This is a genomic window from Streptomyces sp. CNH189 (assembly GCF_000527195.1).
On the sequence record NZ_AZUS01000022.1, the window covers coordinates 100,008 to 125,619 of the forward strand.

A 25,612-nucleotide genomic window follows, 5' to 3' on the forward strand; every position below is an offset into this window, starting at 1 on the left:
CCTGCTCGCACAGTGGGACGAACCGGTGACGGCCACCGGTTGCGGACCTTCGGCCGCATCCCCCCTGAGCTGCAGAAAATCAGCCGACTCGGGTCGTCGGCCGCAAGGACCCCTGCCCATACCGGCCCCGCCCACACGGAGGTGTGACTTACGCCTCTGCCGCACCCGCGGATCCGTCCGAACGTTCCGGACCCGTACGGCGTCGTAGGGGAAAGAGCGTGAGGGGGGTGGCCAGTGCTGCGCGGAAGGACCCGGCGCGGCCGCGGTTCGTACGTCGCCGACGACGATCCGCTGGACGCGGCGCAGGAACGCCGGGTGCGGGCGGTGCTCGCACTGGGCGGGGTACCGCAGGCGGACCTGCCGGACGGGGTGCAGCAGGTCCGCCTGCGGCTGCTCGAACGCGCCGCGAGCGGGCGGGAGGCGCCCCGGGACGTGTCGGCGTGGGCGGCGGTCGTCGCCTCCAACCTCGCCATGGACTGGCACCGCGCCAAGCGCCGCCAGGAGCGGCTGGGGGAGCGGCTGGCCGCGCTCCGGCCGGCGGAGGCGCCCTCGGGGGAGGAGAACAGCGTGCTCTCGCTGGCCGTCGCGCGCGGCCTGGACGGGCTGCCCGACGCGCAGCGCCAGGTCGTCGTGCTGCGCTTCTACGCCGATCTGCCGGTGCGGTCCATCGCCGAGCAGCTCGGCGTCCCGGAGGGCACGGTCAAGAGCAGGCTGCACACGGCGGTACGGGCCCTGCGCGCCCGCCTGCACGAGGACGAGGTGGTGTGACGTGACCGCCCACGACAACAACGACGACCGCGACCCGGCCCGCGCGAACGCCGGGCACGAGCCCTCCCGGCACGACGCGCCGGAGCCCTCGGGCACCCGGCACACCGATCAGGGCCGCCCGGCCCCGGCACCCGACGGCACGGAGCGCGAAGGCTCGGGCCGTGGAGCGCCGGGGACCGGCGGGCGCGGGGGCGACGGCGCGGAGCGGGAAGGTCTGGGACGCGGTGCGCCGGAAACTGGCGGCACGGTGTCCGACGTCACGGAGCGCCTGGGCCGGGGTGCGCCGGGGAACGGCGGGCGCGGGGGCGATGGCACGCCGGGTGGTGGGGCGGTGATCGGCGGGGCCGGGAGTGGCTCGTCCGGGCAGGACGGGCCTGGGGCGGACGGTGGGGAGCGGCATCCGGTGGACGCCCTCGCGGTGGCCCTGTTCGGGGAGCAGCTCCCCGAGGGCGTGCGGGAGGACGCCGCGTTCCACGCGGAACGGGACGCAGCCCTCGCGGACCTCGCGGTGCTGGGTGAGCAGCTCACGCTGATCGGTGACGCGCTGGCGGGGCGAGAGGCGGCCGCTCCGGCCGGGGAGCGGCCGGACCCCGCGGCCGGGACGGCACGAGGCGGCACGGGGGCACACCCCGCGCAGGCCGCGCCCGTCGCGCTGAACCGGCCGGCACGCCGGCGCTCCCGGTACCGGCCGGTGCGGCTCGCGCTCGGCGGACTCGCCGCCGCTGCGGCGGCCGGCCTGGTCCTCGGCATGGGCTGGCTCGTGGCCCAGGGTGGCTCCTCGGCCGACTCGGCGGTCCCCGGGTTCGCCTCGGATGCCAAGGAGGACACCGGCTCCACCGCCTTCGGCCCCCGCTACCTGGCGTGCGCCCGCCTCGTCGCCGAGGGCCGGGTCACGGCGCTGGAGGAGGTGCCGGGCACCGGCGGCGTCCAGCGGGTCACGCTGGCGGCGAGCCGCTACTACAAGGGAGCCGGCCCGGTGATCTTCCTCCGGGACGACGCGGCGGACGTCCCGCTGCGCCTGGGCGACCAGGTGCTGGTCGGCCTGTCCCCCGGCCTCGCCCACCCGGACCGGACGGTCGTCGGAGAAACGGACATCGCCCCCGTCCGGGCCGGGATCGTCGCCGCGCTCCCCGCGTCGCGCGGCACGAGCTGCGGCTGAGCGGGGCGGACGCGGCGAAGGGGCGGGCGCCCGTACGGACGCCCGCCCCTCCTGTTCGACCGGTCGTTACTCGACTACTCGACTACTCGACGACCTTCTCGATCGCCACGTTGCCGAGACCCGCGACCGTGCCGCGCGCGTTCACCAGCTGCACGCGGCCGAAGAACGCACGGCCCTCGGGGGCCGCCGCCGCGACGGTGACCTCACCGGAGACGGTGGCCTTGGCGCCCGTGCCGAGCTTCACCGGCGCGGAGCCGTCGACGGTGACGGAGCCCAGCGTCGGGGAGAAGAACACGTCCAGGTAGTCGTACTCCGTCGAGCCCGACGGGACCGAGTAGCCGTCCACCTCGATGGTGTAGGTACCGGCCGCAGGGGAGGCGATGGAGACCGACTCGTCCGAGTCGCCGTCCGCGGACTGGGCGACCTGGTTGCCGGCCGCGTCGTACACGGACAGGTCCAGGTCGGCGGCGGTGTCGGAGACGTTGCCGATGGCCACGTCCAGCGACGCGGCGCCCGCGGGCACCTCGACCGTGGTCGTGTGGACGTCACCCGTGCCGATCGACGGGCGGGCGGTCTTGGAGGAGCCGAGCGGCCCGCCGACCAGCTTGCCGTCGATCGCGGCGGCCTCGTTCGTCACCGTCCAGGAGACGGCGGACGGCGCACCGATCTTCGCCTCGGCGACCGTCACGGTCTCCGGGGCGAAGGCGGCACCGAGCACCGCGACGTCCAGCTTGTACGGGTTGTCGAGCAGCGGCGACGTGCGGCGCGCCTCGACCTCGATCTCCCACACGCCCGGCTGCGGGTTCGCGTACGAACGCGCGTCGGGGCGGCAGGTGTTCGCCGGGTTGCTGTAGTTCGGGTAGCAGTTGACCGTCGACGTCGGGTCCGACGGCACACCGTACGGGTGGATGGAGATGAACCGGGTCTGGCTCGTCGCCTTCAGCCCGCTCATCGCGACCTCCAGCGTCTTCGCGCCCTCGGGCACGGTGACGAAGTAGGAGGTGGTGCTGTTGCGCTGGGCCGTGCCCTTCGCCGCGTAGGTGTACTTCACCGGGGCGGAGACGACCACCGTGGTGAGGATCTGACGGTCCACGCCCTCGGTGCGCGGGTCGTCGACCTCGAGGATCGCGCTCTTGATGCCGGCCGAGCGCGGCCCGGCCTGGACCTTGACGGTCACCGGCTTGTTCAGCGGCAGCGAGACCTTGCGGTCGCCGACGACGCGGAAGGCGCGGTCCGCGTTGTTGGCGAAGTCCAGGTCGTGGCGGAGCGCGCGGTCCGGACCGGACGTACGGGTGATGGTGATCTCGTACGTCTTCTTCTGGCCGGCCTTCAGGCCGCCCTCACGGTCGTACAGGCCCGTGCCGTAGCCGGGGGTCTTCAGGAACTGGTCGATCGCGGTGTCGACCGGCGCCTTCACCGTGTACTCGTGCGCGGTCGCGCCCTTGCGGATGGCCTTCCAGGCGTCCACGACGTCGATGAGGCCGGCGCCCTCCTCGTAGGCCTGCACGTCCTTGATGTGCTTGGCGGTGGAGGTGAGGGCGGTGCGCAGCGTCGCCGGGGTGAGCGCGATGCGGTTCTGCTTCGCGGCGGACAGCAGCAGCGCGGAGGCGCCGGCGGCCTGCGGGGAGGCCATCGAGGTGCCCTGCAGCATGCCGTAGCCGGCGGGCAGGCCGTAGCCCGCCTCGGCGACCGGGGCACCCGGCATCCAGGTCTGGATGGTGTTGATCGCCGCACCGGGCGCGGTGAGGGTCGGCGTGAAGCCGCCGTCCTCACGCGGGCCGCGCGAGGAGAACGGCATCATCGCGTACTTGGTCTTCACCTCGGAGCCGTAGTTGGCGGCCCAGGTCTCCTTGGAGACGGAGGCGCCGACCGAGATGACCTTGTCGGCCAGGGCGGGGTCGCCGATGGTGTTGGCGCCGGGGCCGGAGTTGCCCGCGGAGATCACCAGCTGGACGCCGTAGGTGTCGATCAGCCGCGTGTACAGCTCCGCGCGGGCGTTGTTGCCGTCGTTCAGCGCCGGCAGACCGCCGATGGACATGTTGACGATGTCGACACCGCGCTTGGTGACGAGGTCGATCATGCCCTCGGTCAGGGCGACGTTGGTGCAGCCGCCGGACCAGGTGCAGGCGCGCGAGGAGACGAGCTTCGCGCCGGGCGCCGCGCCGCTCATCTTGCCGCCGAACAGGCCGTTGGCGGCGGTGATGCCGGCGACGTGCGTGCCGTGCTCGGACTCGATGACGCCGATGTTGACGAAGTCGGCCGTCTCGCCGATCCAGTCGCCGCCGTAGGGGTCCATCGGGACGTCCTTGCGGATCTCCACGACGAACGGCTGGCGCTCGGAGATGTCGGTCTTCGGGTTGTCGGTGCCGAAGTACCCGATCTGGAAGCCGTCCTTGTACGGCTTCAGCGGGGTGTCGTCGGAGAAGTCCTGGTTGTTGTTCAGGTCGACCCGCACCGTGCCCGTGGCCGGGTCGTGGAGCACGCCCCAGACGTCGGTGGTGTCGCCGTCGCGGTTGGCGTCGCCGGCCGCGTCACCGCCTGCGGTGTACGACTCGCGGAAGAGGCTGACCTGGTAGGAGCCCCGCGGGGCCTTCCAGGTGGCGCCGCCGTAGGTGAAGGCCGGGCCGGAGACCGCGTTGACCATGGGGCGCCAGGTCTGGTCGCCGTCCACGATCGGGTCGGTCGCCGTCACCCAGTCGACGATCTTGCGCTCGCCGGTGGTGGTCTTCTGCAGCGCCGGGTGGCCGAGGTCCACGCCGGAGTCGAGGATGCCGATGGTGACGCCGCGGCCGTCCGCCTTCGGGTTCTTCTTCACGAAGTCCACGGCGCCCGTCTCGAAGGACGGGTTGTACGGGTTCTTCGCGGGCGTCTTCCGGTCCGGGGCGGCGTAGCCCTTGGCGCTCTTGCCCTTGCCCTTGGCGGCCTTGGTGGTGTCACCGGCCGGCGTCGGGTCGTCGAGCGGGATCTCGTCGCGCAGGTCGACGCCGTGCACGGTGGAGAGCTTGGTGGCGGCGGCGATCGCCGCGTCCGCCTTGCCGGTGGGCACGGTGGCGCGGACGTAGCCCAGCTTGTCGTCGGCGCGGCCGACCGAGGCGCCCTTGAGCGCCTCGATCTCCTCGGTGACCTGCGCGGTCTTGCCGGGGGCGGTCGCGATCATCATCGTGACGTGCTTGGAGCCGTCGGCCTTGGCCTCGGCGAGCAGTTCCGCGTCGTGCGAGCCGAGCTTGTCGTGGGCGGACTTGACGTCCGCGTCGGCCGGGGCGGTGGCCGGGCTGTCGGCCGCGAGGGCCAGCGGGACCGGCCCGGCCGCGGAGAGCGCGGCGACGAGACCGGCGGCCACGGCGATGCGGGCCGCGCGTCTGGAGCCCGATATGGGGGCGCGCTGCGGGGAGTTGGTCATCGGCATCCCTTGCAAGGAGCGAACGATCGGGAGCGACCAGGCGTGATCGCGCCTGGTCGCGGGAGTCCGGAAGGCACTACCGGATGATCGATGAGCTTCGCGTAAGGGGCCGATGTTTGGCGAGGGTTGGCCGAAAGGACAGACGATGTGTGGGGAAAACCCCCGGTGCTCTTATGGCGCGATGGCGCCCGAATGCGACAAGTCACCCCATGGGCGCGGTGGGTCAGGTGTCCCTGCTGCGGGCGTAGTGGCGGGAGGCCTTGGCGCGGTTGCCGCAGGACGCCATGGAGCACCAGCGGCGGGTGCCGTTGCGTGAGGTGTCGAAGAAGTGCAGGGTGCAGGCCTCGTGGGCGCAGCCGCGGATCCGGTCCGGCGCGGTGCCCAGCAGCCGGAGGTAGTCGCGGGCTGCCAGCCACGCGGGTCCCCAGGAGGGGTCGTCGAACTCCGCCCGCTCGCCGGGGCCCCCCGCGGTGAGCGTGGCCCGGATCCGCCCGTGCGCGAGCACGGCGTCCACGACCTCCGCCCCGTCGCCGGGGGCACCCCCGACCGCCGTCAGCAGGGCGTCCCGTGCCGTGCGGAGGTGGCGCAGGGCGGCCTCGTCGGCGGTGAAGCGGTCGTCCAGTGCGTTGGCGGCGAGCCACACCGCGAGCCCGTCGGTGTCGTCGAGCAGGTCCCGCTCGGTGCCGTCCGCCATCCAGCGGGTGTTGAGCAGATCGAGCGCGAGCGGCTCACCGGTGAGCGGCCGCGGGTCGGACCGGTGCGGGGTGGCAGCGGGCATGAGGCTCTCCTTCCGGTTCTAACCGTTCAAGCGTACGCCACTGGTTCCCGAGGTCGCGGGCCGGCCGTGATCGGGAGCGCGCCCCCGCCAGGGCCCCGCCCACATCCGGCCGGGATCCCCGTCCCCGTCACGCCGGGACCCCGTACGCCCTCCCGCTGCGCCGGCCCGCCCCCGATACCCCCTGCGCGGCCCCGGCCGCCGGGGTTAACGTCCGTCGATGCGACAGAAGTTGAGGGTGGCGGCCTACGCCGTGGTGATACGTGACGGACAGATCCTGCTCGCCCGGTCCCCGGCGCCGGGCGGCACCTCCGAGTGGGTGCTGCCGGGCGGCGGCATGGAGCACGGCGAGGACCCCTACGACACCGTCCGGCGCGAGGTCGAGGAGGAGACCGGTCACCTGATCGAGGTCACCGGTCTGCTGGGGGTGGACTCCCACCGGCACACCCTGTCCGGCCGCTACGGCCGCCCGGTCGACCAGCAGAGCCTCCGGCTGGTCTACGAGGGCCGGGTCACCGGCGGAGAACTGCGCAACGAGATCGGCGGCTCCACCGAACTGGCCGCCTGGCAGCCGGTCGACGCCGTTCCCGGGCTGGTCCGCGTGCCCCTGATCGACATCGCCCTGCGGCTGTGGCGGGAGCGGCCGGCGACCGGACGGGTGGAACCGGCTCAGACATAGCGCGGCCCCGGGCTCCGGCCGCCGCCCCCGTGCGCCCGGGGAGAGAACGGCCGGAACCCGGTCAACCGTCGCGGGTCGTGGCAACCGGGGCGGCCGGGGCGCGGTCCCTCCCTGCGACCACGACCGAAGGACAGGGGAGGCACGAGCATGCTGAAGCGGATGCGGACGACGGCGGTGGCAGCGGTGGCGGTGGGGCTCTCGGTGGCCCTGGCGGCCCCCGCCGTGGCGGCGCCCGGGGGGAGCGGGGCCGGGGACACCGGCGACCACCGGGCGACCCGCCGGGCCGTGCACGCCGCGGTCGCCGGCGGCGTGCCCGGCGTCACGGTGCGGGCGGAGGACCGGCGGGGCACCTGGACGGCGACCGCCGGGGTGGGCGACCTGCGCACGGAGCGGAAGCGCTCCCCGCAGGACCGCTACCGGGTCGGCAGCATCACCAAGACCTTCGTGGCGACGGTGCTGCTGCAACTGGAGGCCGAGGGGAAGCTGTCCCTGGACGACACCGTCGACACCTGGCTGCCGGGCCTGGTGACGGGCAACGGCCACGACGGCACCCGGATCACTCTCCGGCAGCTGCTCAACCACACCAGCGGCGTCTTCAACTACACGGCGGACGAGGACTTCGGCCGCACCTACTTCCTCAAGGAGGGCTTCTTCGAGCACCGCTACGACACCCTCGCCCCCGAGGAACTGGTGCGGATCGCGACGTCCCACGAGCCGGACTTCGCACCCGGCGCCGGATGGAACTACTCCAACACCAATTACGTCCTGGCCGGGATGGTGATCGAGAAGGCCACCGGCCGCCCCTACGGCGAGGAGGTCCGCCGGCGCGTCATCGCGCCGCTGCACCTGACCGGCACCTCGGTCCCCGGCACCCGCACCGACGTCCCGGGACCCAGCAGCCGCGCGTACGGCAAGCTGACGCAGGACGGCAGCGGGCCCGTGCACGACGTCACCCGCCTCAACCCGTCCATGGCCTCCTCGGCGGGCGAGATGATCTCCGACTCCAGGGACCTGGGCCGCTTCTACCGCGCCCTGCTCACCGGTCGGCTGCTGCCCCGGGAGCAGCTGGACGAGATGACCGACACGGTCACGGTGGACGCCAGGAACGGCTACGGCCTGGGCCTGATGAAGACCGAGCTGAGCTGCGGGGTGACCGTCTGGGGCCACGGCGGCGGCATCCACGGCTCCACGTCCGAGGCCGTCACGACCGAGGACGGCCGGCACTCGCTGGCGTTCAACTTCAACGGCGACTGGTCCGGCGACCCCGGGGCGGTGATCGAGGCGGAGTACTGCGGCGACTGAGGTGAGGAGGACCGCCGGGGCACGGCCCCCGGCGGTCCCCCCGTCCGTTCGGGAAGGGCCGCGGCCCCGCCGTGGTGCCGCACTACCGGGGCAGCACGACGACGTACGCGGCCGGATCGCGGTCGGCCGCCGCCATCAGGGCCGTGCGGACCACCGCCGCCTGCTGCTCCGCCGCGTCCCGCAGCTTGCGGGGCGTGATGTGGACGACCGTGATGCCCAGGCGCTCCAGGTGCTCACGCTTGCGGGCGTGCTCCGTCCACTCGGCGTCCTCCTCGGGCCGCCCGCCCGGCCTCGGCGCGCGGGTGTCCAGCTCCACCGCCACCGACTGCTCCGGCCAGTACGCGTCCAGGCCGCCCAGGTGCGGGCCGCCGGGCAGCCGCAGGTCCACGTTCCAGCAGGGGTCCGGCAGGCCGTACTCGCGGACCATCCGGTACAGCCGTGCCTCGGCGAGCGCCCGCCCCTCGGCCAGCAGCGAGTCGACCGCGTCCACCACGTGCGGCCGGTTCAGCAGCTTGGCGGCGGTCAGCTCGCGCACCACCGCGGCCGGCTCGCAGTGCCCGCCGCGCACCGCCTCGGTCAGCAGCCGGCGCACCGCGACCGCGTCCTTCAGACCCGCCACCGCGTCCGCCAGGGCCCGCGGGACCGGGGCCACGGGCAGGCCGGTGACCTGCTCCGGGACGGGCAGGTCGGCGGTGCGCACGATCCGGGCGCAGCCCGTCGAACGCAGCCGGCGCAGCCGCGGCACCAGCACGTCGAGGGTCTGAAGGGACGGCAGCGGGGGAGTGGAGGCGAACCCGTGCAGGGTCAGCGCGGCCAGGCCGGTGATCATCGCCTCGCCGTAGGGGGAGGCGGGCGGCTCGTCCCTCCCCGGCTGCACCGGCACGCTCACGGTGCGCTCCCGCGCCGCGTACAGCAGGACCGCGTGCAGCCGCTCCTCGCTCGTCGGCGGTCCGGGGTGGAGCAGGACGACACCGGGCAGCAGCTGCTGCCAGGCCCCGCCGGGGCGGCACTGCTCGCCGGCCTCGGCGGCCGAGACGCCGTGGGCCCGCAGTTGCGTGTGGGTCAGGACACGACGTCCGGTGCCGGTGGCGAGGTGGTGCAGGGGGCGCGGGGAGAGGGGGGTGTTGTGGTTCATGACCGGCAATTTCCCGCCTCCGGACGGCCTCCGAACCCCTGTTACACGCTCGTCGACGAACCCGGACAAGCCCGCACTAAAGGACGCGTGTTCGGATACCGAAACCCCCTGGTCCGTTCGGGTGAGAGCCCCGGGTTACGGCCCGGATGCCCGCGTTCGGTAACGGCGGTCGCACGGGGGAGGGGCTGACAAGTCAGCCCCTCCGGCGCGCCATGTCAGCCCCTCCGGCGTTTGAGGAGCGGGGTCCGGGGCGGGACGGGAAAGGACGGTCACATGCCGGACGCGGCGTCACAGGCTTGACCACGCAGCGCACGCGCCAGGTCGTCCCGCGCCTCCAGCACCAGCCGCCGCAGCGCCGGCGCCGCGTCCTCGTGGGAAGCGAGCCACGCGTCCGTCGCGTCCAGAGTGGCCTGCGAGTCCTGGTACGAGGGGAACAGGCCGCGGACCACGTCCATGCCGATCTGGATCGACCGCTGCGTCCACACCCGCTCGATCGCCGCGAAGTACTTCTCCGCGTACGGCGCGATCAGCTCCCGCTGGGACGACTGGGCGAAGCCCGCGATCGTCGCCTCGACCAGCGCGTTGGACAGCGCGTCCGACTCCACGACCTGCGCCCAGCACTGCGCCTTGACCGCCTCCGACGGGCGGGCCGCCAGACAGCGGACGTGGTGGCGCCGCCCGGAGGCCGTGTCGTCCCGCGCCAGCTCCTCGTCCAGCCGCTTCTCGTCGGCCGCGCCGTGCGCGGCCAGCGGCTCCAGGAACGCCCAGCGCAGCTCCTGGTCGACCTCCAGGCCCGGCACGGTCACCGTGCCGTCGAGCAGCGAGGCCAGCAGCTCGAAGGCGGCCGGCACATCGGCCACGCGCGCGAAGAACCGCGCCCACGCCAGCTGGTGCTCGCTGCCCGCCTCGGCGGAGTACATCTGGAGGGAGGCGATCTTGCAGAGCTCCCGCCCGGCCTCCGCCCGCCGCTCGGCCGTGGTGTAGTGCACCGCCGCCGATTCCGCCCACGCGTGCAGCATCTGCAGCACGCCGATGTCGGTCTCCTGGCCCGCGAACTTCACCACCAGACCGATGAACTCCCGGGCCGGCAGCAGCGCGTCCCGCGTCATGTTCCACAGCGCCGACCAGCACAGGGCGCGGGCCAGCGGGTCGGTCATGTAGCCGAGGCTGCGCCGCAGCGCCGCCAGCGAGGTCTCGTCGAACCGCGTCTTGCAGTACGTCAGGTCGTCGTCGTTGACCAGCACCAGGTCCGGCGCCTCGGCGCCCGCCAGCTCCGCCACGACCGTACGCGGACCCTCGACGTCCGTCTCGGCCTGCGCGTACCGCTCCAGCGCCGGCAGCCCCCCGGCGTTCTCGGAGCGCCGGTACAGGCCCACCGCGACCCGGTGCGGGCGCAGTTCGGGGTGCGACTCGGCGGCCTCCTGCACGACCGCCAGCTCGTCCACGGTGCCGTCCTCGCCCAGCAGCACCTGTGGGGTCAGGGAGTTGACCCCGGCCGTCTCCAGCCACGCCCGCGACCACGCGGCCATGTCCCGCCCGCTGGTCTCCTCGAGGACCGACAGCAGGTCGCCGAGCCGGGTGTTGCCGTAGGCGTGCCGCTTGAAGTAGCGGCGGGCGCCCTCCAGGAACGCGTCCTGGCCGACGTACGCCACGAGCTGCTTGAGCACCGAGGCGCCCTTGGCGTAGGTGATGCCGTCGAAGTTGAGCTTGGCGTCCTGAAGGTCGCGGATGTCGGCGGTGATCGGGTGCGTGGAGGGCAGCTGGTCCGCGCGGTACGCCCACGCCTTGCGCCGGTTGGCGAAGGTGATCCAGCCGTCGGTGAAGCGGGTCGCGCCGACCAGGGAGAACGCGCCCATGAAGTCCGCGAAGGACTCCTTCAGCCACAGGTCGTCCCACCACTCCATGGTGACCAGGTCGCCGAACCACATGTGGGCCATCTCGTGCAGGATCACGTTGGCCCGGCCCTCGTAGGAGGCCCGCGTCACCTTGCCGCGGAAGATGAACTCCTCGCGGAAGGTCACCATCCCCGGGTTCTCCATCGCGCCCAGGTTGTACTCCGGCACGAACGCCTGGTCGTACTTGCCGAACGGGTACGGGTAGTCGAAGTGGTCGTGGAAGAAGTCCAGGCCCTGCTTGGTGACCAGGAAGACGTCGTCGGCGTCGAAGTGCGGGGCGAGGCCCTTGCGGCACATCGCGCCGAGCGGGATCTCCAGCCGGGTGCCGTCCTCGAAGACCCGCTCGTAGCGGTCGGTCACGTAGTGGTACGGACCTGCGACGACACACGTGATGTACGTCGAGATCGGCTTGGTCTCCGCGAACCGCCAGGCTCCGTCGGTGAGTTCGCCCGCGCCGTTGCTCCACACCGTCCAGTCCTCGGGCGCCCGCACCTCGAAGCGGTACGGGGCCTTCAGGTCTGGCTGCTCGAAGTTGGCGAAGACCCGGCGGGCGTCGGCCGGCTCGTACTGGGTGTAGAGGTACACCTCGCCGTCCTCGGGGTCGACGAAGCGGTGCATGCCCTCGCCGGTGCGGGAGTAGGCGCACTGCGCGTCGACGACCAGCTCGTTGTCGGCGGCCAAATCCTCCAGGAGGATGCGGCTGCCGTCGAAGACCTGGCCCGGGTCGAGGTCCCGCCCGTTGAGGGACACGGCCGTCACGGCGGGCGCGATCAGGTCGGCGAAGCTGCTCGACCCCGGCTCGGCGCAGCGGAACCGCACGGTGGTGACCGACCGGAAGGTGCGCGGGCCGTCGCCCCTGTGCTCGCCGACCGCGGACCGCAGGTCCAAGGACACCTCGTACCCGTCGACGGACAGCAGGGCTGCCCGCTCCCGGGCCTCGTCACGGGTCAGATTCTCACCGGGCACGGGCGGTCTCCTCATGCGTCGTCGACAGGGAAAGGTCAGCACCGATCCTGCCATGCGCCCCTGACGCGGGGCAGCCGGGAATGGCCGGGGCGAGCCACGGCGTTGCCACGGGGAAACACTGCCTTCACGAGGAGCGACATGTCGGACAAGTCTCCCGCCACGCCCGTCGACTTCTGGTTCGACCCGCTGTGCCCCTGGGCCTGGATGACCTCCCGGTGGGTGCTGGAGGTGCAGAAGCAGCGGGACCTCGACGTCCGCTGGCACCTGATGAGCCTGGCCGTCCTGAACGAGGACAAGCTGGACCAGCTGCCCGCGGAGTACCGCGAGATGCTCGAGGTGAAGGCCTGGGGCCCGGTGCGTGTGGTCATCGCGGCCCAGGAGGAGCACGGCCCGCAGGTGCTCGGCGACCTTTACACCGCGCTCGGCACCCGCATCCACAACCAGGGCGAGGGCCCGGGCAAGGAGACGGTCGCCGCGGCGCTGAAGGAGGTCGGTCTGCCCGACTCCCTCATGGACCACTGGGACTCCACGCCCTACGAGCCGCAGCTGCGCGCCTCCCACAAGGAGGGCATCGACAAGGTGGGCCAGGAGGTCGGCACCCCGGTGATCGCGGTCCCCGGCCCCGACGGCGAGGAGATCGCCTTCTTCGGCCCGGTCGTCACCCCCGCCCCGCAGGGCGACGAGGCCGTCCGCCTGTGGGACGGCACCCTCGCGGTGGCCTCGGTCCCCGGCTTCTACGAGATCAAGCGCACCCGCACGAAGGGCCCGGACTTCAGCAACCTGTGACGGAGGTCAGTCCGGCACGGGTGCCTTGATCGGCACGGCGAACGGCTTCTTGTTGAAGCCCGTGCGCAGGTTGCGGCACTGCTTCCCGGTGTCGGGGTCCAGGACGTTCACGCAGATCCAGAACTCGCCGACCCCGTTGCGGCCGAGCCGTTCCTTGAGCCAGTCCTCCTCCTTCTTGTTCAGCCGGCGGTGCTGCTGGTCACTGCCGCAGGTCCAGCAGTAATCCGTCATCGTCCTCTGTGTCGCCATTGCGCAACGATGACCCGGAATGCCGCACACCGGAAGCCCCCGCGAGTGAGGTCCTCGCGGGGGCTTCCTTCTTTCCGCCTGCCGGGTGAACGGTGAGAAGACGATCCCGAGGCAGGCGCTTATTGCAAGTTACTCGCAACTACACGCTAGCAACAGAAAGGGCTGTCCGGTCAGCGCCGGGCGCGCACCCGCTGGCGGGCGTAGCCCACCGCCGCCAGGGCCAGCGTCATCGCACCTGTCGAGTACAGCTGGACCCGGGTGTCCGGTTCCCGGGCCATGAGGACGAAGACCGCAGCCATCCCCGCCAGCGCCACCCAGGTCAGCCACGGGAACGCCCACATCCGCACCGTCAGCCGCTCCGGCGTCTCCCGCTCCAGCCGGCGGCGCAGCCGCAGCTGGGCCACGGCGGTGAAGATCCAGACGACCAGGATCACCGCGCCGATCATGTTCAGCAGCCAGGCGAAGACGTCGTCCGGCCGCCAGTAGCTCAGCAGCACGCACAGGAAGCCGAAGACCGAGGAGGCCAGCACGGCCACCCGCGGCACCCCGCCCGACACCCGGCCGAGCACCTTCGGCCCCTGACCGCGCTCCACCAGCGAGTAGCCGATGCGTGAGGCGCCGTAGACGTTGGCGTTCATCGCGGAGAGCAGCGCCACCAGCACGACCACGTTCATCAGCTGGCCCGCGCCGGGGATGCCGAGTCGGTCCAGGGCGGCGACGTAGGGACCGTCCTCCACCACCGCGGGGGAGTCCCAGGGGACGAGGGCGACGATGACCGCCATGGAGCCGACGTAGAACAGCGCGATCCGCCACATCGCGGTGCGCACCGCGCGCGCCACACCGCGCACCGGGTCCTGCGACTCGGCCGCCGCGATGGTCACCGTCTCCAGGCCGCCGTACGCGAAGACGGACGCGAGCAGGCCGATGACCAGCCCTTCGCCGCCGCCCGGCATCAGCTCGGTGAGGTTCGAGCCGCCCGGCGAGTCGGTGCCGGGCAGCAGGCCGGCCAGGGCGAGCACGCCGAGCGCCAGGAACAGGGTGATCGCGCCGACCTTCAACGCGGCGAACCAGAACTCGAACTCGCCGAAGTTCTTCACCGCGGCGAGGTTCGTCCCGCAGAACACCACCATGAACAGCGCCACCCAGGCCCACTCGGGCGTGCCCGGCAGCCAGCCGGTGACGATCTTCGCGGCGCCGATGCCCTCCAGGCCGACCGCCGTGCACAGCAGCACCCAGAACGCCCAGCCCGCGGTGAACCCGGCCCAGGGCCCGATGGCCCGCTCGGCGTGCGAGGAGAAGGAGCCGGAGTCGGGATACGCGGCCGACATCTCGCCCAGCATCCGCATCACCAGCATGACCAGCAGACCGGAGAGGGCGTAGGCGAGGACGATGGAGGGGCCGGCGGCGGCGATGCCCGCGCCGGAACCGACGAACAGTCCGGCGCCGATCACCCCGCCGAGGGCGATCATCGACAGGTGGCGCTGTTTGAGGCCGTGCGAGAGGGAGACGCCGTCGGTGTCCGTGGGCGTCTCGACCGAGGTGGGGGGCATGGGCGCGGATCGTCCAATGGGGGGAGACGACAAAAACGCCGCCCAGTCTGGGCGGCCGCCCGGTGGTCACGGAGCGCCCGCCCAGCATGTGGACGACGGTCAAGCGGAGGGTCACAGTCCGGTCACTGCGGGGTGGCCGTCGCCCCGCTCGCGACCGTCACCCCGTCGGCGGCGTCACGCCGCGGCGGCCGCGACCTCCGCGACGCTCGTGTAGTGCGAGGCGTCCCCCTCGATCGCGTACGACTCCTTGCCGTCGACGCCGACCGGCACGTCACCGGCGACCGTCACCCGGTGCAGGCGGCGCGGCAGGCCGTCGTAGTTGTCGATCGCGTAGTGCTGGGTGATGCGGTTGTCGAACAGCACCAGCTGGTTCGGCTCCCAGCGCCGGCGCACCACGTTCTCCGGCCGGGTGACGTAGGCCTGGAGCAGGTCCAGCACCTTGCGCGACTCGCCCTTGGACAGCCCCACGATCCGCTGCGCGAACCCGCCGATGAACAGCCCGCGTTCACCGGTGAGCGGGTGCACGCGCACCACCGGGTGGACGGTGCGGTACCGCACGGAGGTGAACTGGGCGCGTCGGGCCGCCTCGTCCTCGTCCACGGCCTCCTCCGGGACGGCGTAGTCGTAGTCGTTGGTGTGCTCGGCCCACAGGGTGTCGGCCAGCCGGCGCAGCGGCTCGGGCAGGTCGCGGTAGGCGGCGGCCGAGTTGGCGATCAGCGTCTCGCCCCCGTACGGCGGGATCGTGATGCTGCGCAGGGAGGTGGCCTGCGGCGGGTTGAGGACGAAGGTGACGTCCGTGTGCCAGTTGTTGGCCGCGCGCCCGCGCCCGCTGTCGACCGGCAGAACGCTGGGCGCGCCCTCCACGGCGGGCACGGTCGGGTGGGCGCCGGTGATGTCGCCGAAGTGCCGCACGAAGGCCTGCTGCCCGGCGTCGTCGAGGTGCACGTCGTCGAACAGCAGCGTCTTGTGCTCGTTCAGGGCGTCGCGCAGCGCGGTGACGGTGGCGTCGTCCAGCGGCCGGGAGAGGTCGACGCCAAAGACCCGGGCGCCGATGTTCGCGGTGACCTTGGTGATCTGGAGGTCCGACATGAGGGCGTGCCTTCCTGTGACGGGGAGCGGTCGGGAGCGGTCGGTCAGACGAGTGCGGCGGTGGGGGCCGGCCCGGGGGCGTGCGGGGTGACGTGCTGGTTGGCGGGGCGCGGCAGCCCGTAGCGCTCGCGCAGGGTCCGCCGGGGGCCGTACTCGGTGCGGAACAGGCCGCGCTCGCGCAGGATCGGCACGACCTGGTCGACGAAGGTCTCCAGGCCGGACGGCAGCACGGCGGGCATGATGTTGAAGCCGTCGGCGGCGCCTTCGGCGAACCACCGGCCGATGGTGTCGGCGACCTGCTCCGGCGTGCCCGCGAAGGTCAGGTGTCCCCGCCCGCCACCCAGCCGCCCGATCAGCTGCCGCACGGTGAGCCGCTCGCGCCGGGCCAGCTCCACGATCAGCGTGTAGCGGCTCTTGGCGCCCTCGATGTCGTCCTCCGAGGGCAGCCCGCCCGGCAGTTCGCCGTCCAGGTCGAGCGTGCCCGGGGCGAGCCGCAGCAGCTCCTCCAGGCGGCGCACCCCGTGCTCGTGCACGATGTGCTCCTCCAGCACCTGCTCCAGACGCCGCGCCTCCGCCTCGGTGGAGCCGACCACGGGCACGATGCCGGGCAGCACCTTGATGTGGTCCGGGTCGCGCCCGGCCGCCGCCGTACGGGCCTTGAGGTCGGCGTAGAACGCCTGCGCGTCGGCCAGGGTCTGCTGGGCGGTGAACACCGCCTCCGCGTACCGCGCCGCGAACCGCTTGCCGTCCTCCGAGGACCCGGCCTGCACCAGCAGCGGGTAACCCTGCGGAGTGCGCGGCACGTTGAGCGCGCCCTCGACCCGGAAGTACCTGCCCCGGTGGCGCGGCGGGTGGATCTTCGCGTCGTCGCCCCAGACGCCCGCCGCCTTGTCGGCGACGATCGTGTCGTCCTCCCAGCTGTCCCACAGCAGCCGGGCGACGTCCAGGAACTCGGCGGCACGTGCGTACCGTTCGGCGTGCGCCGGCTCCGCGTCCAGGCCGAAGTTGCGGGCCGCCTCGGCTCCGGCGGTGGTGACGATGTTCCAGCCGGCCCGGCCCTTGCTGACGACGTCCAGCGAGGCGAACTTACGGGCCAGGTTGTAGGGCGAGTTGTACGAGGTGGACGCCGTCGCGATCAGCCCGATGTGCTCGGTGGCCGTCGCCAGCGCGGTGAGCAGGGTGAGCGGCTCCAGCGCCCCGGCGGGACGCTGGGCCACCGTGTTCCACAGCTGGGGACCGTCGGCGAGGAACAGCGAGTCGAACGTGCCCCGTTCGGCGATGCGGGCCAGCCGTACGTGGTGGTCCAGGTCGACGTGTGCGTACGGATCGCTCTCGGGCAGCCGCCAGGAGGCCTCGTGGTGGCCGGTGTTCATGAGAAAGGCGTTGAGGTGGAGCTGTCTGGGCATGGGGGATCCCCTTCTCGGCGCTTTCGGCGCTCTCGGTGCGAGGTGGTGGGTTGGTGGGGAGGTGCTTCAGGAGCGGCGCGGGCGGGCGGTCACGGGGTGTCCTCGGTGACGCCGAGCGCCTTCAGCAGCCGGGAGCGGTACGCGCCGTGGGAGTGCGGGCCCTCGCGGTCGATCGTCAGGTCCAGCCCGATCCGGCCGTCCTCCAGCACCAGCACGCGCTCCGCGAGGGCGATCGCCTCGTCCACGTCGTGCGTGACCAGCAGCACCGACGGCCGGTGCCGCTCCCACAGCTGCCGCAGCAGTGCGTGCATCCTGATCCGGGTCAGCGCGTCCAGCGCCCCGAACGGTTCGTCCGCGAGCAGCAGTTCCGGCTCGCGCACCAGGGACCGGGCCAGGGCGGCCCGCTGCTGCTCGCCGCCCGACAGCTCGCTCGGCCAGGCGCGTTCCCGGCCGCCCAGACCGACCTCGGCGAGCGCGGCCCGGCCGCGCTCCTCGGCGTCCTTGCCCTCCAGCCCGAGGAGCACGTTGGGCAGGATGCGGCGCCAGGGCAGCAGCCGGGAGTCCTGGAAGACCACCGACACCCGCTCGGGCGCGGTCAGTGTGCCGCTGCCCGCCACCCTGTGGTCGATGCCCGCGATCGCGCGGAGCAGGGTGCTCTTGCCGGAGCCGCTGTGCCCGAGCAGCGCGGTGAACTGGCCGGCGGGCAGGTCGAGGTCGACGCGGTCGAGCACCGTACGGCCCTCGAAGGACCGGGTCAGACCGCGCAGCCGCACGGCCGGCCGGGTCAGCTGCTCAGTGTGCGGCGCCATGACAGCACCCTCCGTTCGATCGCGCGGACGGCGGTGTCGGAGACCAGGCCGAAGAGGCCGTAGACGACGAGACCGACGAGGATGACGTCCGTCTGGCCGTAGTTCTGCGCCTGGAACATCATGTAGCCGAGTCCGCTGGTGGCGTTGATCTGTTCGAGGACGACCAGGCCCAGCCAGGACCCGGTCACGCCGAGCCGCAGCCCGACGAAGAATCCGGGCAGGGCGCCGGGCACGACGACCTGCCGGACGAAGGCGAACCGGGACAGGCCCTGCACCTCCGCCAGTTCCACGAACCGGTGGTCGATGCCGGACAGCGCGGAGTGGGTGTTCAGGTAGATCGGGATGTAGACGACGATGGCGATGATCGCGATCTTGAAGGTCTCGCCGATGCCCAGCCAGAGGATGAACAACGGGATCAGGCCGAGCGTCGGCACCGCGCGGTTGAGCTGCACGCTCCCGTCGATCAGCGCCTCGCCGGTCCGGCTCAGCCCGGACAACAGGGCGAGCACGACGCCCCCGGTCAGACCGATCGCGAACCCGGCGCCCGCGCGCCGCAGCGAGGTCAGGATGTCGTTCGCCAGGGTGCCGTCGGTCCACAGCCGGGCCCCGGTCTCCACCACCGTCCAGGGCGCGGGGATCGCCCCGGGGTCCAGCCGGCCGGCGGCGGAGGCGGCGGCCCACAGCAGCAGCACCAGCAGGGGTCCGGCGAGGCGGGTGGCGGGCAGCCGCCGGCCGGGGGACAGCCGCCGTCGTCGCCGTACCTGGTGTTCCTCCTCGACGGCGGCGGGCGGTGCGGGTGCGGTCGTGGTCGTGGTCGTGGTCACGGTGGTCACCTCCGGTACTCCTGGGGCACGGCCCTCGCCGCGAGGGACTCGAAGCGCCGGTCGAAGAGGACGCCGACATCGAACTTCTTCACGTAGCCGCCCTCCGCGAGCAGATCGGCGGTCTCCTGCTCCCACGCGATCGCCTCGTCCCAACCCGGCGGGAAGAGGGGTTTGTTGGCGAGCTCGGTGATGGACTCGGCCTGGTCGAGGGTGAGGTTCTGCGTCTTGACGTAGTACTCCCGGTTCCATGCGTCGGGGTGCTCGTACTGCCACACCGCGCCCTTGGCCCAGTACGGGATGTACGCGGCGACCGCGGCCGCCTTCGCCCGGTCGGCGAGCACCTCGGTCGGCGCCCACAGCAGGTTGAGCAGGTCCACCACCTCGGTGGGGATGGTGCGGGCGCCCTTCGCGCCGTACTGCTTCAGATAGGCGGGTGCCTGGCTGTTGCCCAGCGGGGCGATGTCCACCTGCCCGGACTGCAGCGCGGTGAGGAACTGGTTGCTGGTCAGCGGGACCAGCTCGGCCTCGTCCTGCTTCAGGCCGGCCTCCTTGAGGGCGCGCAGCAGCACCACGCCCTGCGCCTGGCCCTGGGAGAAGGCGAGCCGCCTGCCCTTGAAGTCGGCGACGGTGCGGATGTCGCTGCCGGGCTTCGTGGCGAACAGGTAGTTGGGCTTGCGGGTGATGTTGATGGCGACGATCCGCGCGTCGAAGCCCTGGTAGAAGGCCTGGATCGGCGGGATGCCCGCGTTGTTGGCGAGGTCCAGGGACTGGGCGCGGAAGGCGTTGATGACGTCCGGACCGGCCCCGATGTTCAGCCAGTCGGCCACCTCGAAGGGCAGGTCGTCGAGGCCGGCCAGCTTCAGCTGGATCTGCTGGACGTTCTCGTACGAGGAGATCTTCAGACGGGTGCCGGGCGGGACCTTCTTGGCGAGCGGGGCCTTCAGCGACGCCTCGTCGGCCGCGGCCCCGGCCTCGGCGCAGCCGCTCAGTCCGGCGGCAGCGGCGGTGACGCCGAGCAGGGAGGTCAGGAACAGCCGCCGGTCGAGGCCGGGCGAGGGCGGTGCGGGCATGAGGGGACTCCCAGGGGATGCGGGGACGCGGAAAGGCGCACAGGGGTGTGCGCGGGACAGAAAGGCAGGCGGAATTTTCGGGCGGAAAGGGCCCGGACGAAAATCACGCAGGAAAGGAGGGACGGCGCGGACGACCGCGCGTCAACGCGTCAGCAACAGAGGGTGCGACAGCTCATGACCAGCATGTTCCTGTTCCCTGAGGGGCGGTGTCAATATTCCGAGTTTCTGAATTAAATACGCTCTGGTGACACGCTCAACGGGTCCCGGTAAAGCACGTCGAGAGCGACCGATCCGCCGGCCACGGCCAGTACGGAATCCGGGAAACTCGTCGGCGTCACCGTCGCCGCCCGCGCCGCGTCCAGCTCGCCGCGCAGCGCCGCGAGACAGTCCGGCCGGTGGATGGCACCGATCTCGGTGACCACCACGCTCTCCGGGTTGAGGACGTCCGTCAGCAGCCGCACCGCGCGCCCCGTCATGCGGGCCCGCTCGCGCAGCAGCCGCGCGGCCACCGGATGCCCGGCCGCCGCCGCGTCGACCACCTGCAGGGGGTCGCGTCCGTCGCAGACCCCGGCCTCCCGGGCCCGCCGGCCCAGCGTGCGCTCGCTCAACTCGGCCTGGAGGCAGCCGGACCGGCCGCAGCCGCAGGGCTCGGTGGCGCCCGCCAGCGGGAGATGGGCGATCGCCCCGGCCTGCGAACGCGGCCCGTGGTGCACCTCGTCATGGGTGGCGAACGCCGCGTCGACGATGTTGCCGGCGAACAGGTGCAGCACGCTGCGGCTGTCCCGCGCCACCCGCCCGAACATCCGCTCCGCGTCCACCAGCGCCCGCGCGCGCCCGTCCACATGGACCGGCAGCCCGGTGCGGGCCCGCAGCACCTCCCGCGCGGGGACGTCGCGCCAGCCCAGCAGCGGATGGTCGACGACGGTGCCCGCCTCGCGGTCCACCCAGCCGCCGGCCGCGAAGCCGACACCCAGCGGCCGCCGCTCCGGCACCCGCCGGAAGAGGTCCGCGAGCCCCTCGGCGGCGCGCTCCAGCACCCGCGCCGGTTCGGTGTCCGGATGCGGCAGCCGCCGTTCGGCGAGCACCCGCCCGCGCAGGTCGAGCAGCGCCACCGTGGTGTACGGCACCGCGACATGCACGCCGCCCACCAGCCGCGAGCGGTCCACGTCGAGCGGCTGGTGCGGCCGCCCGACACCGCCCGAGCGGCGGGGCGCCGCGGCCTCCCGGACCAGTCCGAGCCCGACCAGACGGGCACAGTGGTCGGTCACGGAGGCCGGTGACAGCCCGGTGAGCCGCGCGATCGTGCTGCGCGCCACCGGTCCGTGCTCCAGCACGCAGCGCAGCACCGTGCGGGCACTGGTCCGCCGCCGGTCGGGATCGGCGGCACGCGCCGAGGGAGAGGGGGAGGGGGGTGCCACGGTACGAAGCATGGGGAACTTCCTCGGGAACGGGTCCGACACTGCGCCGTCGTACGGGAGTCGAGGCGCGCCGGATCCGCTCCGCCGGCCTCGTCAGAGGAGGCGACAGGCGGTGGCGCCCACGCGTCGCAGATCGACGTGGCGACGCGAGGTGAAGTTCCGGGACTGGGCGACCATGGCTCGAAGCTAGCAAACCGGCTGGCCCGCTGCCCAGACGGTGACCGACGGGCGAGACGGCCGGTGCGAACTCCGGTACCGGCATTGGTGGATCCCTACAGCCGGCGCTCCGCCCGGCCGTGTCGGCGACACCACGTCACCTCAGTGACCGGGGTCACCTTCACCGGGGTGTCGCTCCGTTCCTTTGTCCGGAGCCCACCAACTCCCCGTTCGACCCTTTGTCGAGCGCTGCTGGTGATCGGCACGGGGGCGCCGGTATAGCGTCGCCGTGTTCCCACTTGCCCTCACCCCGGGGAGTCCCCATGAGCACCGCCACCGTCACCTCCGCCCGGCCCGGACAGGTTCTCGCCGACCTGGTCCCCGCCTCCCGCGTCCGGGACGCGGCCCTCGTGCTCGGCGGTGCCGCGCTCACCGGCCTCGCCGCCCAGATCGCGGTGCCCGTCCCCGGCTCCCCGGTGCCGGTGACCGGACAGACCTTCGCGGCGCTGCTCGTCGGCACCACCCTCGGCGCCCGCCGCGGCTTCGTCTCCCTCGCGGTCTACGCGCTGGTGGGCATGGCCGGCGTGCCGTGGTTCGCGGAGGGCAAGTCCGGGATGGGCATGCCGTCCTTCGGCTACATCCTCGGCATGCTGCTGGCGTCCGTGGCCGTGGGCGCGCTCGCCCGCCGCGGCGCCGACCGCTCCGCCTGGCGCACGGCCGGCACCATGGTGCTCGGTTCGGCGGTCATCTACGCCGTCGGCGTGCCCTACCTGGCCCTGGCCACCGGCATGTCGGCCTCCGCGGCGATCGCGGCCGGCCTGACGCCGTTCCTCATCGGTGACGCGCTCAAGGCGGCGCTCGCCATGGGCCTGCTGCCCACCGCCTGGAAGCTCGTCGACAAGCGCTGACGACCGGCACTCACGCCGAAGGGCTCGGCGGGCGCTGTCACAGCGCCCGCCGAGCCCTTCCGTCGTGTCGGGGAGGCGGGATCAGCCCGCCCGCACCTCGTCCCGGTCCGGGGCGGTGGCCCGCCGTCCGGCCAGCCGGTGCCGGACCAGGGAGATCGCCAGCACCACCGCCGCGACCAGCATCGTCAGCAGCATCGTGGTCCGCCCGTCGTGCTCGGTGTCGGTCAGCATGTAGCCGAGCACGAACACGATGAACGCGATGCTCACCCAGGTCAGGTACGGGTACAGCCACATCCGCACGACCAGCTTCTCCGGTGCCTCCGCCTGGATGATCTTCCGCATCCGCAGCTGCGAGAAGCAGATCACCAGCCACACGAACAGCGCGACCGCGCCGGAGGAGTTGACGAGGAAGAGGAACACGGAGTCGGGGAACTTGTAGTTGAAGAAGACCGCGACGAAGCCGAACACGACCGACACGAGGATCGCGGCTCGCGGCACGCCCCGGTGGGTGGTCCGGGCGAACGCCTTCGGCGCGTCCCCGCGCTGACCGAGCGAGAAGGCCATCCGGGAGGCCGTGTACAGCCCGGAGTTGAGGCAGGAGAGCACCGACGTCAGCACGATGAAGTTCATGATCTGGCCGGCGTGCGCGATGCCGAGCGAGTCCAGCGCGGCGACGTACGAACCGTCCTTCGCGATCGCCGCGCTGTCCCAGGGCAGCAGACAGACCACGACGAGGATCGAGCCGAGGTAGAAGACGCCGATCCGCCAGATGATGCTGTTGGTGGCCTTGGTGACGGCCCGCTGCGGGTCCTCCGACTCGCCGGCCGCCAGGGTGGCGATCTCGCTGCCCATGAAGGAGAACACCACGAGCAGGATGCCGGTGAGGATGGCGCCCGCGCCGTTGGGCAGGAAGCCGCCGTGGGCGGTCAGGTTCGACAGGCCCGCCTGCTCGCTGTCGGCGCCGGGCAGCACTCCGAAGACGGCCAGTCCGCCGACGACGATGAACGCGCCGATGGCGACGACCTTGATGCCGGCGAACCAGAACTCGAACTCGCCGTAGGAGCCGACCGACACCAGGTTCGTCGCGGTCAGCACCACCATCACGATGAGCGCCCAGCCCCACTGGGGGACGGCGGGTACCCACCCTTCGAGGATGGCGGCGCCGGCGGTCGCCTCCACCGCGAGCACCACGACCCAGAAGAACCAGTAGAGCCAGCCGATGGTGAACCCGGCCCACGGCCCGAGGGCCCGGTCGGCGTGCGCGGAGAAGGACCCGGAGGTCGGGTTCGCCGCGGACATCTCGCCCAGCATCCGCATCACCAGCACCACGAGCGTGCCGACGAGGGCGTAGGACAGGAGGATGCCGGGGCCGGTGGTGGCGATGCCGGTGCTGGACCCGACGAACAGGCCCGCGCCGATCACACCGCCGATGGCGATCATCGACAGGTGCCGGTTCTTCAGCCCGGCCTGGAGACCGGAACCCGTGGGCGGGCCTCCGGGGCCCTCGGGGCCGTCCCCGGCCTTGGTGAGGGTCGGCTGCGAAGTCATGTGGGGGTCTTCCTTTGCGCCGGTTGAGCGGTACCCGTACGAGCGGTGCACGAGCTGAACCAGTGAAACGGAGGCGTACTTGCACAGGAACCTTTGATTTCCAATCTTTACTCGAGCTTTTCCTGAGGTCCTGTGGATTGGCTCACACTCTTCACACGCCCCACCCCGCGCCGCTTCCCCGCCGGGGCCGTGTCACACTCGACGCATGCGCGTGTATCTCGGCTCCGACCATGCGGGCTACGAACTGAAGAACCACCTCGTCGAGTGGCTCAAGGAGGCGGGACATGAGCCCGTCGACTGCGGCCCGCACCTTTACGACGCCCAGGACGACTACCCGCCGTTCTGCCTCCGCGCCGCGGAGCGGACCGCCGCGGACCCCGGCTCCCTCGGCATCGTGATCGGCGGCTCCGGCAACGGCGAGCAGATCGCCGCGAACAAGGTCAAGGGCGTACGGGCCGCCCTGGCGTGGAGCGAGCAGACCGCCGCGCTGGGCCGTGAGCACAACGACGCCAACGTGGTCGCGGTGGGCGCGCGCATGCACTCCGAGGACGAGGCGACGAAGTTCGTCGAGATCTTCCTCAACACCCCGTTCTCGGGTGACGAGCGCCACATCCGCCGGATCGACATGCTCTCCTCCTACGAGACCACCGGCGACCTCCCCCCGATCCCGGCCCACCACCCCCAGCAGTAACGACCGGACCGAACAGCAGCGGAGCGAGGGGGGAGCCGTGCCCGAGGGCCACACCATCCACCGGCTGGCCAAGGACTACGCCGAGGCCTTCCCGGCGGGCACCCCCCTGCGCGTCACCAGCCCCCAGGGCAAGTTCAGCGACGCCGCCGCCCTCCTCGACCGCACCCCGCTGCACACCACCGACGCCCACGGCAAGCACCTCTTCCTGGGCTTCGGCGGCCCCGGACGCGGCGAGTGGGTCCACATCCACCTCGGCCTCTTCGGCAAGGTCACCTTCGGCCCGGCCCCGGCCCCGCCGCCCACGGACACCGTGCGGCTGCGCCTCGCCGGCCCCACCGCGTACGTCGACCTGCGCGGCCCCACCACCTGCGCCCTGATCACGGAACCCGAGAAGCGGGCGATACACGACCGGCTCGGCCCCGACCCGCTCCGCGCCGACGCGGACCCCGAACGCGCCTACCGCAGGATCCGCCGCAGCCGCACCACGATCGCCGCGCTCCTCATGGACCAGAAGGTCGTCGCGGGCGTCGGCAACGTCTACCGCGCCGAGGTCCTCTTCCGGCACGGCATCGACCCCTACCGGGCCGGCAAGGACCTCACCCGCGCGCAGTGGGACGCGATCTGGACCGACCTGGCCGCGCTGATGCGCGAGGGCGTCCGCAACAACCGCATCGACACCGTCCGCCCCGAGCACACTCCCGAGGCGATGGGCCGCCCGCCGCGCGTCGACGACCACGGCGGCGAGGTGTACGTCTACCGCAGGGCGAACCGGCCCTGCCACATCTGTGGCGGCGAGATCCGCACCGCCGACCTCGCCGCCCGCAACCTCTTCTGGTGCCCCGGCTGCCAGCGCCCCTGACCCCGGACACACCGCACCGGAGCGCCCCGGGTCAGAACCTGTGCGGCGGCCACGGCGGCCACGGCGCCCGGGACCGGTAATCGCGCGGCATGCGGGCCGTGAAAGGTCAGAAGCCGTGCGGGCGGCCACGGAGCCGGGACCGGCAGCCGCGCGGCATGCGGCGCGTGCGA

Annotated in this window: 21 protein-coding genes; 8 read left to right on the forward strand and 13 right to left on the reverse strand. The window is 72.5% G+C overall.

The features are described from left to right. Positions 1–234 precede the first annotated feature (234 nt). Both B100_RS0126890 and B100_RS34310 read left to right on the forward strand, forming a co-directional pair. Positions 235–768 (forward strand): sigma-70 family RNA polymerase sigma factor, encoded by a 534-nt coding sequence (locus tag B100_RS0126890; protein WP_024887503.1) that lies wholly within the window; start codon positions 235–237, stop codon positions 766–768. Position 769: 1 nt separating this feature from the next. Continuing rightward, complete coding sequence (locus B100_RS34310) at positions 770–1,927, forward strand: hypothetical protein (protein ID WP_024887504.1); 1,158 nt, start codon at positions 770–772, stop codon at positions 1,925–1,927. 82 nt (positions 1,928–2,009) lie between these two features. Here the strand turns inward: B100_RS34310 and B100_RS0126900 are convergent, their stop codons facing one another. Both B100_RS0126900 and B100_RS0126905 read right to left on the reverse strand, forming a co-directional pair. Continuing rightward, a complete protein-coding gene (locus B100_RS0126900) occupies positions 2,010–5,327 on the reverse strand; it encodes a S8 family serine peptidase (protein WP_024887505.1) in 3,318 nt (1,105 codons plus the stop codon). 223 nt (positions 5,328–5,550) lie between these two features. Then, positions 5,551–6,105, reverse strand: a complete 555-nt coding sequence (locus B100_RS0126905) for a CGNR zinc finger domain-containing protein (RefSeq protein WP_024887506.1) — start codon at positions 6,103–6,105, stop codon at positions 5,551–5,553. 217 nt (positions 6,106–6,322) lie between these two features. On the opposite strand from B100_RS0126905, the gene B100_RS0126910 reads away from it, so the two are divergent. Both B100_RS0126910 and B100_RS0126915 read left to right on the forward strand, forming a co-directional pair. After that, positions 6,323–6,781, forward strand: a complete 459-nt coding sequence (locus B100_RS0126910; protein WP_199785288.1) for an NUDIX hydrolase — start codon at positions 6,323–6,325, stop codon at positions 6,779–6,781. A 147-nt stretch (positions 6,782–6,928) separates the two neighbouring features. After that, entirely contained in the window at positions 6,929–8,083 is a 1,155-nt protein-coding gene (locus B100_RS0126915; protein ID WP_024887508.1) for a serine hydrolase domain-containing protein, read from the forward strand. An 82-nt stretch (positions 8,084–8,165) separates the two neighbouring features. Here B100_RS0126915 and B100_RS0126920 read toward each other — a convergent pair whose 3' ends face one another. Both B100_RS0126920 and pepN read right to left on the reverse strand, forming a co-directional pair. Next, complete coding sequence (locus tag B100_RS0126920) at positions 8,166–9,218, reverse strand: hypothetical protein (protein ID WP_024887509.1); 1,053 nt, start codon at positions 9,216–9,218, stop codon at positions 8,166–8,168. Between the two features lie 269 nt (positions 9,219–9,487). After that, positions 9,488–12,079, reverse strand: a complete 2,592-nt coding sequence (gene pepN / locus B100_RS0126925) for an aminopeptidase N (RefSeq protein ID WP_024887510.1) — start codon at positions 12,077–12,079, stop codon at positions 9,488–9,490. Positions 12,080–12,217: 138 nt separating this feature from the next. On the opposite strand from pepN, the gene B100_RS0126930 reads away from it, so the two are divergent. Then, positions 12,218–12,865, forward strand: a complete 648-nt coding sequence (locus tag B100_RS0126930) for a mycothiol-dependent nitroreductase Rv2466c family protein (protein WP_024887511.1) — start codon at positions 12,218–12,220, stop codon at positions 12,863–12,865. 6 nt (positions 12,866–12,871) lie between these two features. Here the strand turns inward: B100_RS0126930 and B100_RS0126935 are convergent, their stop codons facing one another. The 8 genes from B100_RS0126935 to B100_RS0126970 all read right to left on the reverse strand — a co-directional run bounded on the left by B100_RS0126935 (position 12,872) and on the right by B100_RS0126970 (position 21,292). After that, positions 12,872–13,114 (reverse strand): hypothetical protein, encoded by a 243-nt coding sequence (locus B100_RS0126935; protein ID WP_024887512.1) that lies wholly within the window; start codon positions 13,112–13,114, stop codon positions 12,872–12,874. A gap of 170 nt (positions 13,115–13,284) precedes the next feature. Then, on the reverse strand, positions 13,285–14,664 hold the full coding sequence (locus B100_RS0126940; protein ID WP_024887513.1) for an amino acid permease: 1,380 nt from the start codon (positions 14,662–14,664) through the stop codon (positions 13,285–13,287). Positions 14,665–14,838: 174 nt separating this feature from the next. Beyond that, on the reverse strand, positions 14,839–15,753 hold the full coding sequence (locus B100_RS0126945; protein WP_024887514.1) for a TauD/TfdA dioxygenase family protein: 915 nt from the start codon (positions 15,751–15,753) through the stop codon (positions 14,839–14,841). A 44-nt stretch (positions 15,754–15,797) separates the two neighbouring features. Further along, positions 15,798–17,159, reverse strand: a complete 1,362-nt coding sequence (locus tag B100_RS0126950; protein ID WP_024887515.1) for an LLM class flavin-dependent oxidoreductase — start codon at positions 17,157–17,159, stop codon at positions 15,798–15,800. Positions 17,160–17,248: 89 nt separating this feature from the next. After that, positions 17,249–17,968 (reverse strand): ABC transporter ATP-binding protein, encoded by a 720-nt coding sequence (locus B100_RS0126955; protein ID WP_024887516.1) that lies wholly within the window; start codon positions 17,966–17,968, stop codon positions 17,249–17,251. Next, positions 17,944–18,792: an ABC transporter permease gene (locus tag B100_RS0126960; RefSeq protein ID WP_037723586.1), complete on the reverse strand. Its 849-nt coding sequence runs from the start codon at positions 18,790–18,792 to the stop codon at positions 17,944–17,946. Before B100_RS0126960 ends, B100_RS0126955 begins: the two co-directional genes overlap by 25 nt. Before the next feature lie 5 nt (positions 18,793–18,797). Next, positions 18,798–19,862, reverse strand: coding sequence for an ABC transporter substrate-binding protein (locus B100_RS0126965; RefSeq protein ID WP_024887518.1), 1,065 nt, complete (start codon positions 19,860–19,862; stop codon positions 18,798–18,800). A gap of 230 nt (positions 19,863–20,092) precedes the next feature. Next, positions 20,093–21,292 (reverse strand): ROK family protein, encoded by a 1,200-nt coding sequence (locus B100_RS0126970; protein ID WP_024887519.1) that lies wholly within the window; start codon positions 21,290–21,292, stop codon positions 20,093–20,095. Positions 21,293–21,759: 467 nt separating this feature from the next. On the opposite strand from B100_RS0126970, the gene B100_RS0126975 reads away from it, so the two are divergent. Beyond that, positions 21,760–22,344: a biotin transporter BioY gene (locus tag B100_RS0126975; RefSeq protein ID WP_024887520.1), complete on the forward strand. Its 585-nt coding sequence runs from the start codon at positions 21,760–21,762 to the stop codon at positions 22,342–22,344. 81 nt (positions 22,345–22,425) lie between these two features. On the opposite strand, the gene B100_RS0126980 is transcribed toward B100_RS0126975, so the two are convergent. Then, complete coding sequence (locus tag B100_RS0126980; protein ID WP_024887521.1) at positions 22,426–23,892, reverse strand: amino acid permease; 1,467 nt, start codon at positions 23,890–23,892, stop codon at positions 22,426–22,428. A gap of 205 nt (positions 23,893–24,097) precedes the next feature. On the opposite strand from B100_RS0126980, the gene B100_RS0126985 reads away from it, so the two are divergent. Together B100_RS0126985 and B100_RS0126990 are read left to right on the forward strand one after the other, a co-directional pair. Then, positions 24,098–24,583: a ribose-5-phosphate isomerase gene (locus tag B100_RS0126985; RefSeq protein WP_024887522.1), complete on the forward strand. Its 486-nt coding sequence runs from the start codon at positions 24,098–24,100 to the stop codon at positions 24,581–24,583. A gap of 37 nt (positions 24,584–24,620) precedes the next feature. After that, positions 24,621–25,442, forward strand: a complete 822-nt coding sequence (locus B100_RS0126990) for a DNA-formamidopyrimidine glycosylase family protein (protein WP_024887523.1) — start codon at positions 24,621–24,623, stop codon at positions 25,440–25,442. Positions 25,443–25,612 lie beyond the last annotated feature (170 nt).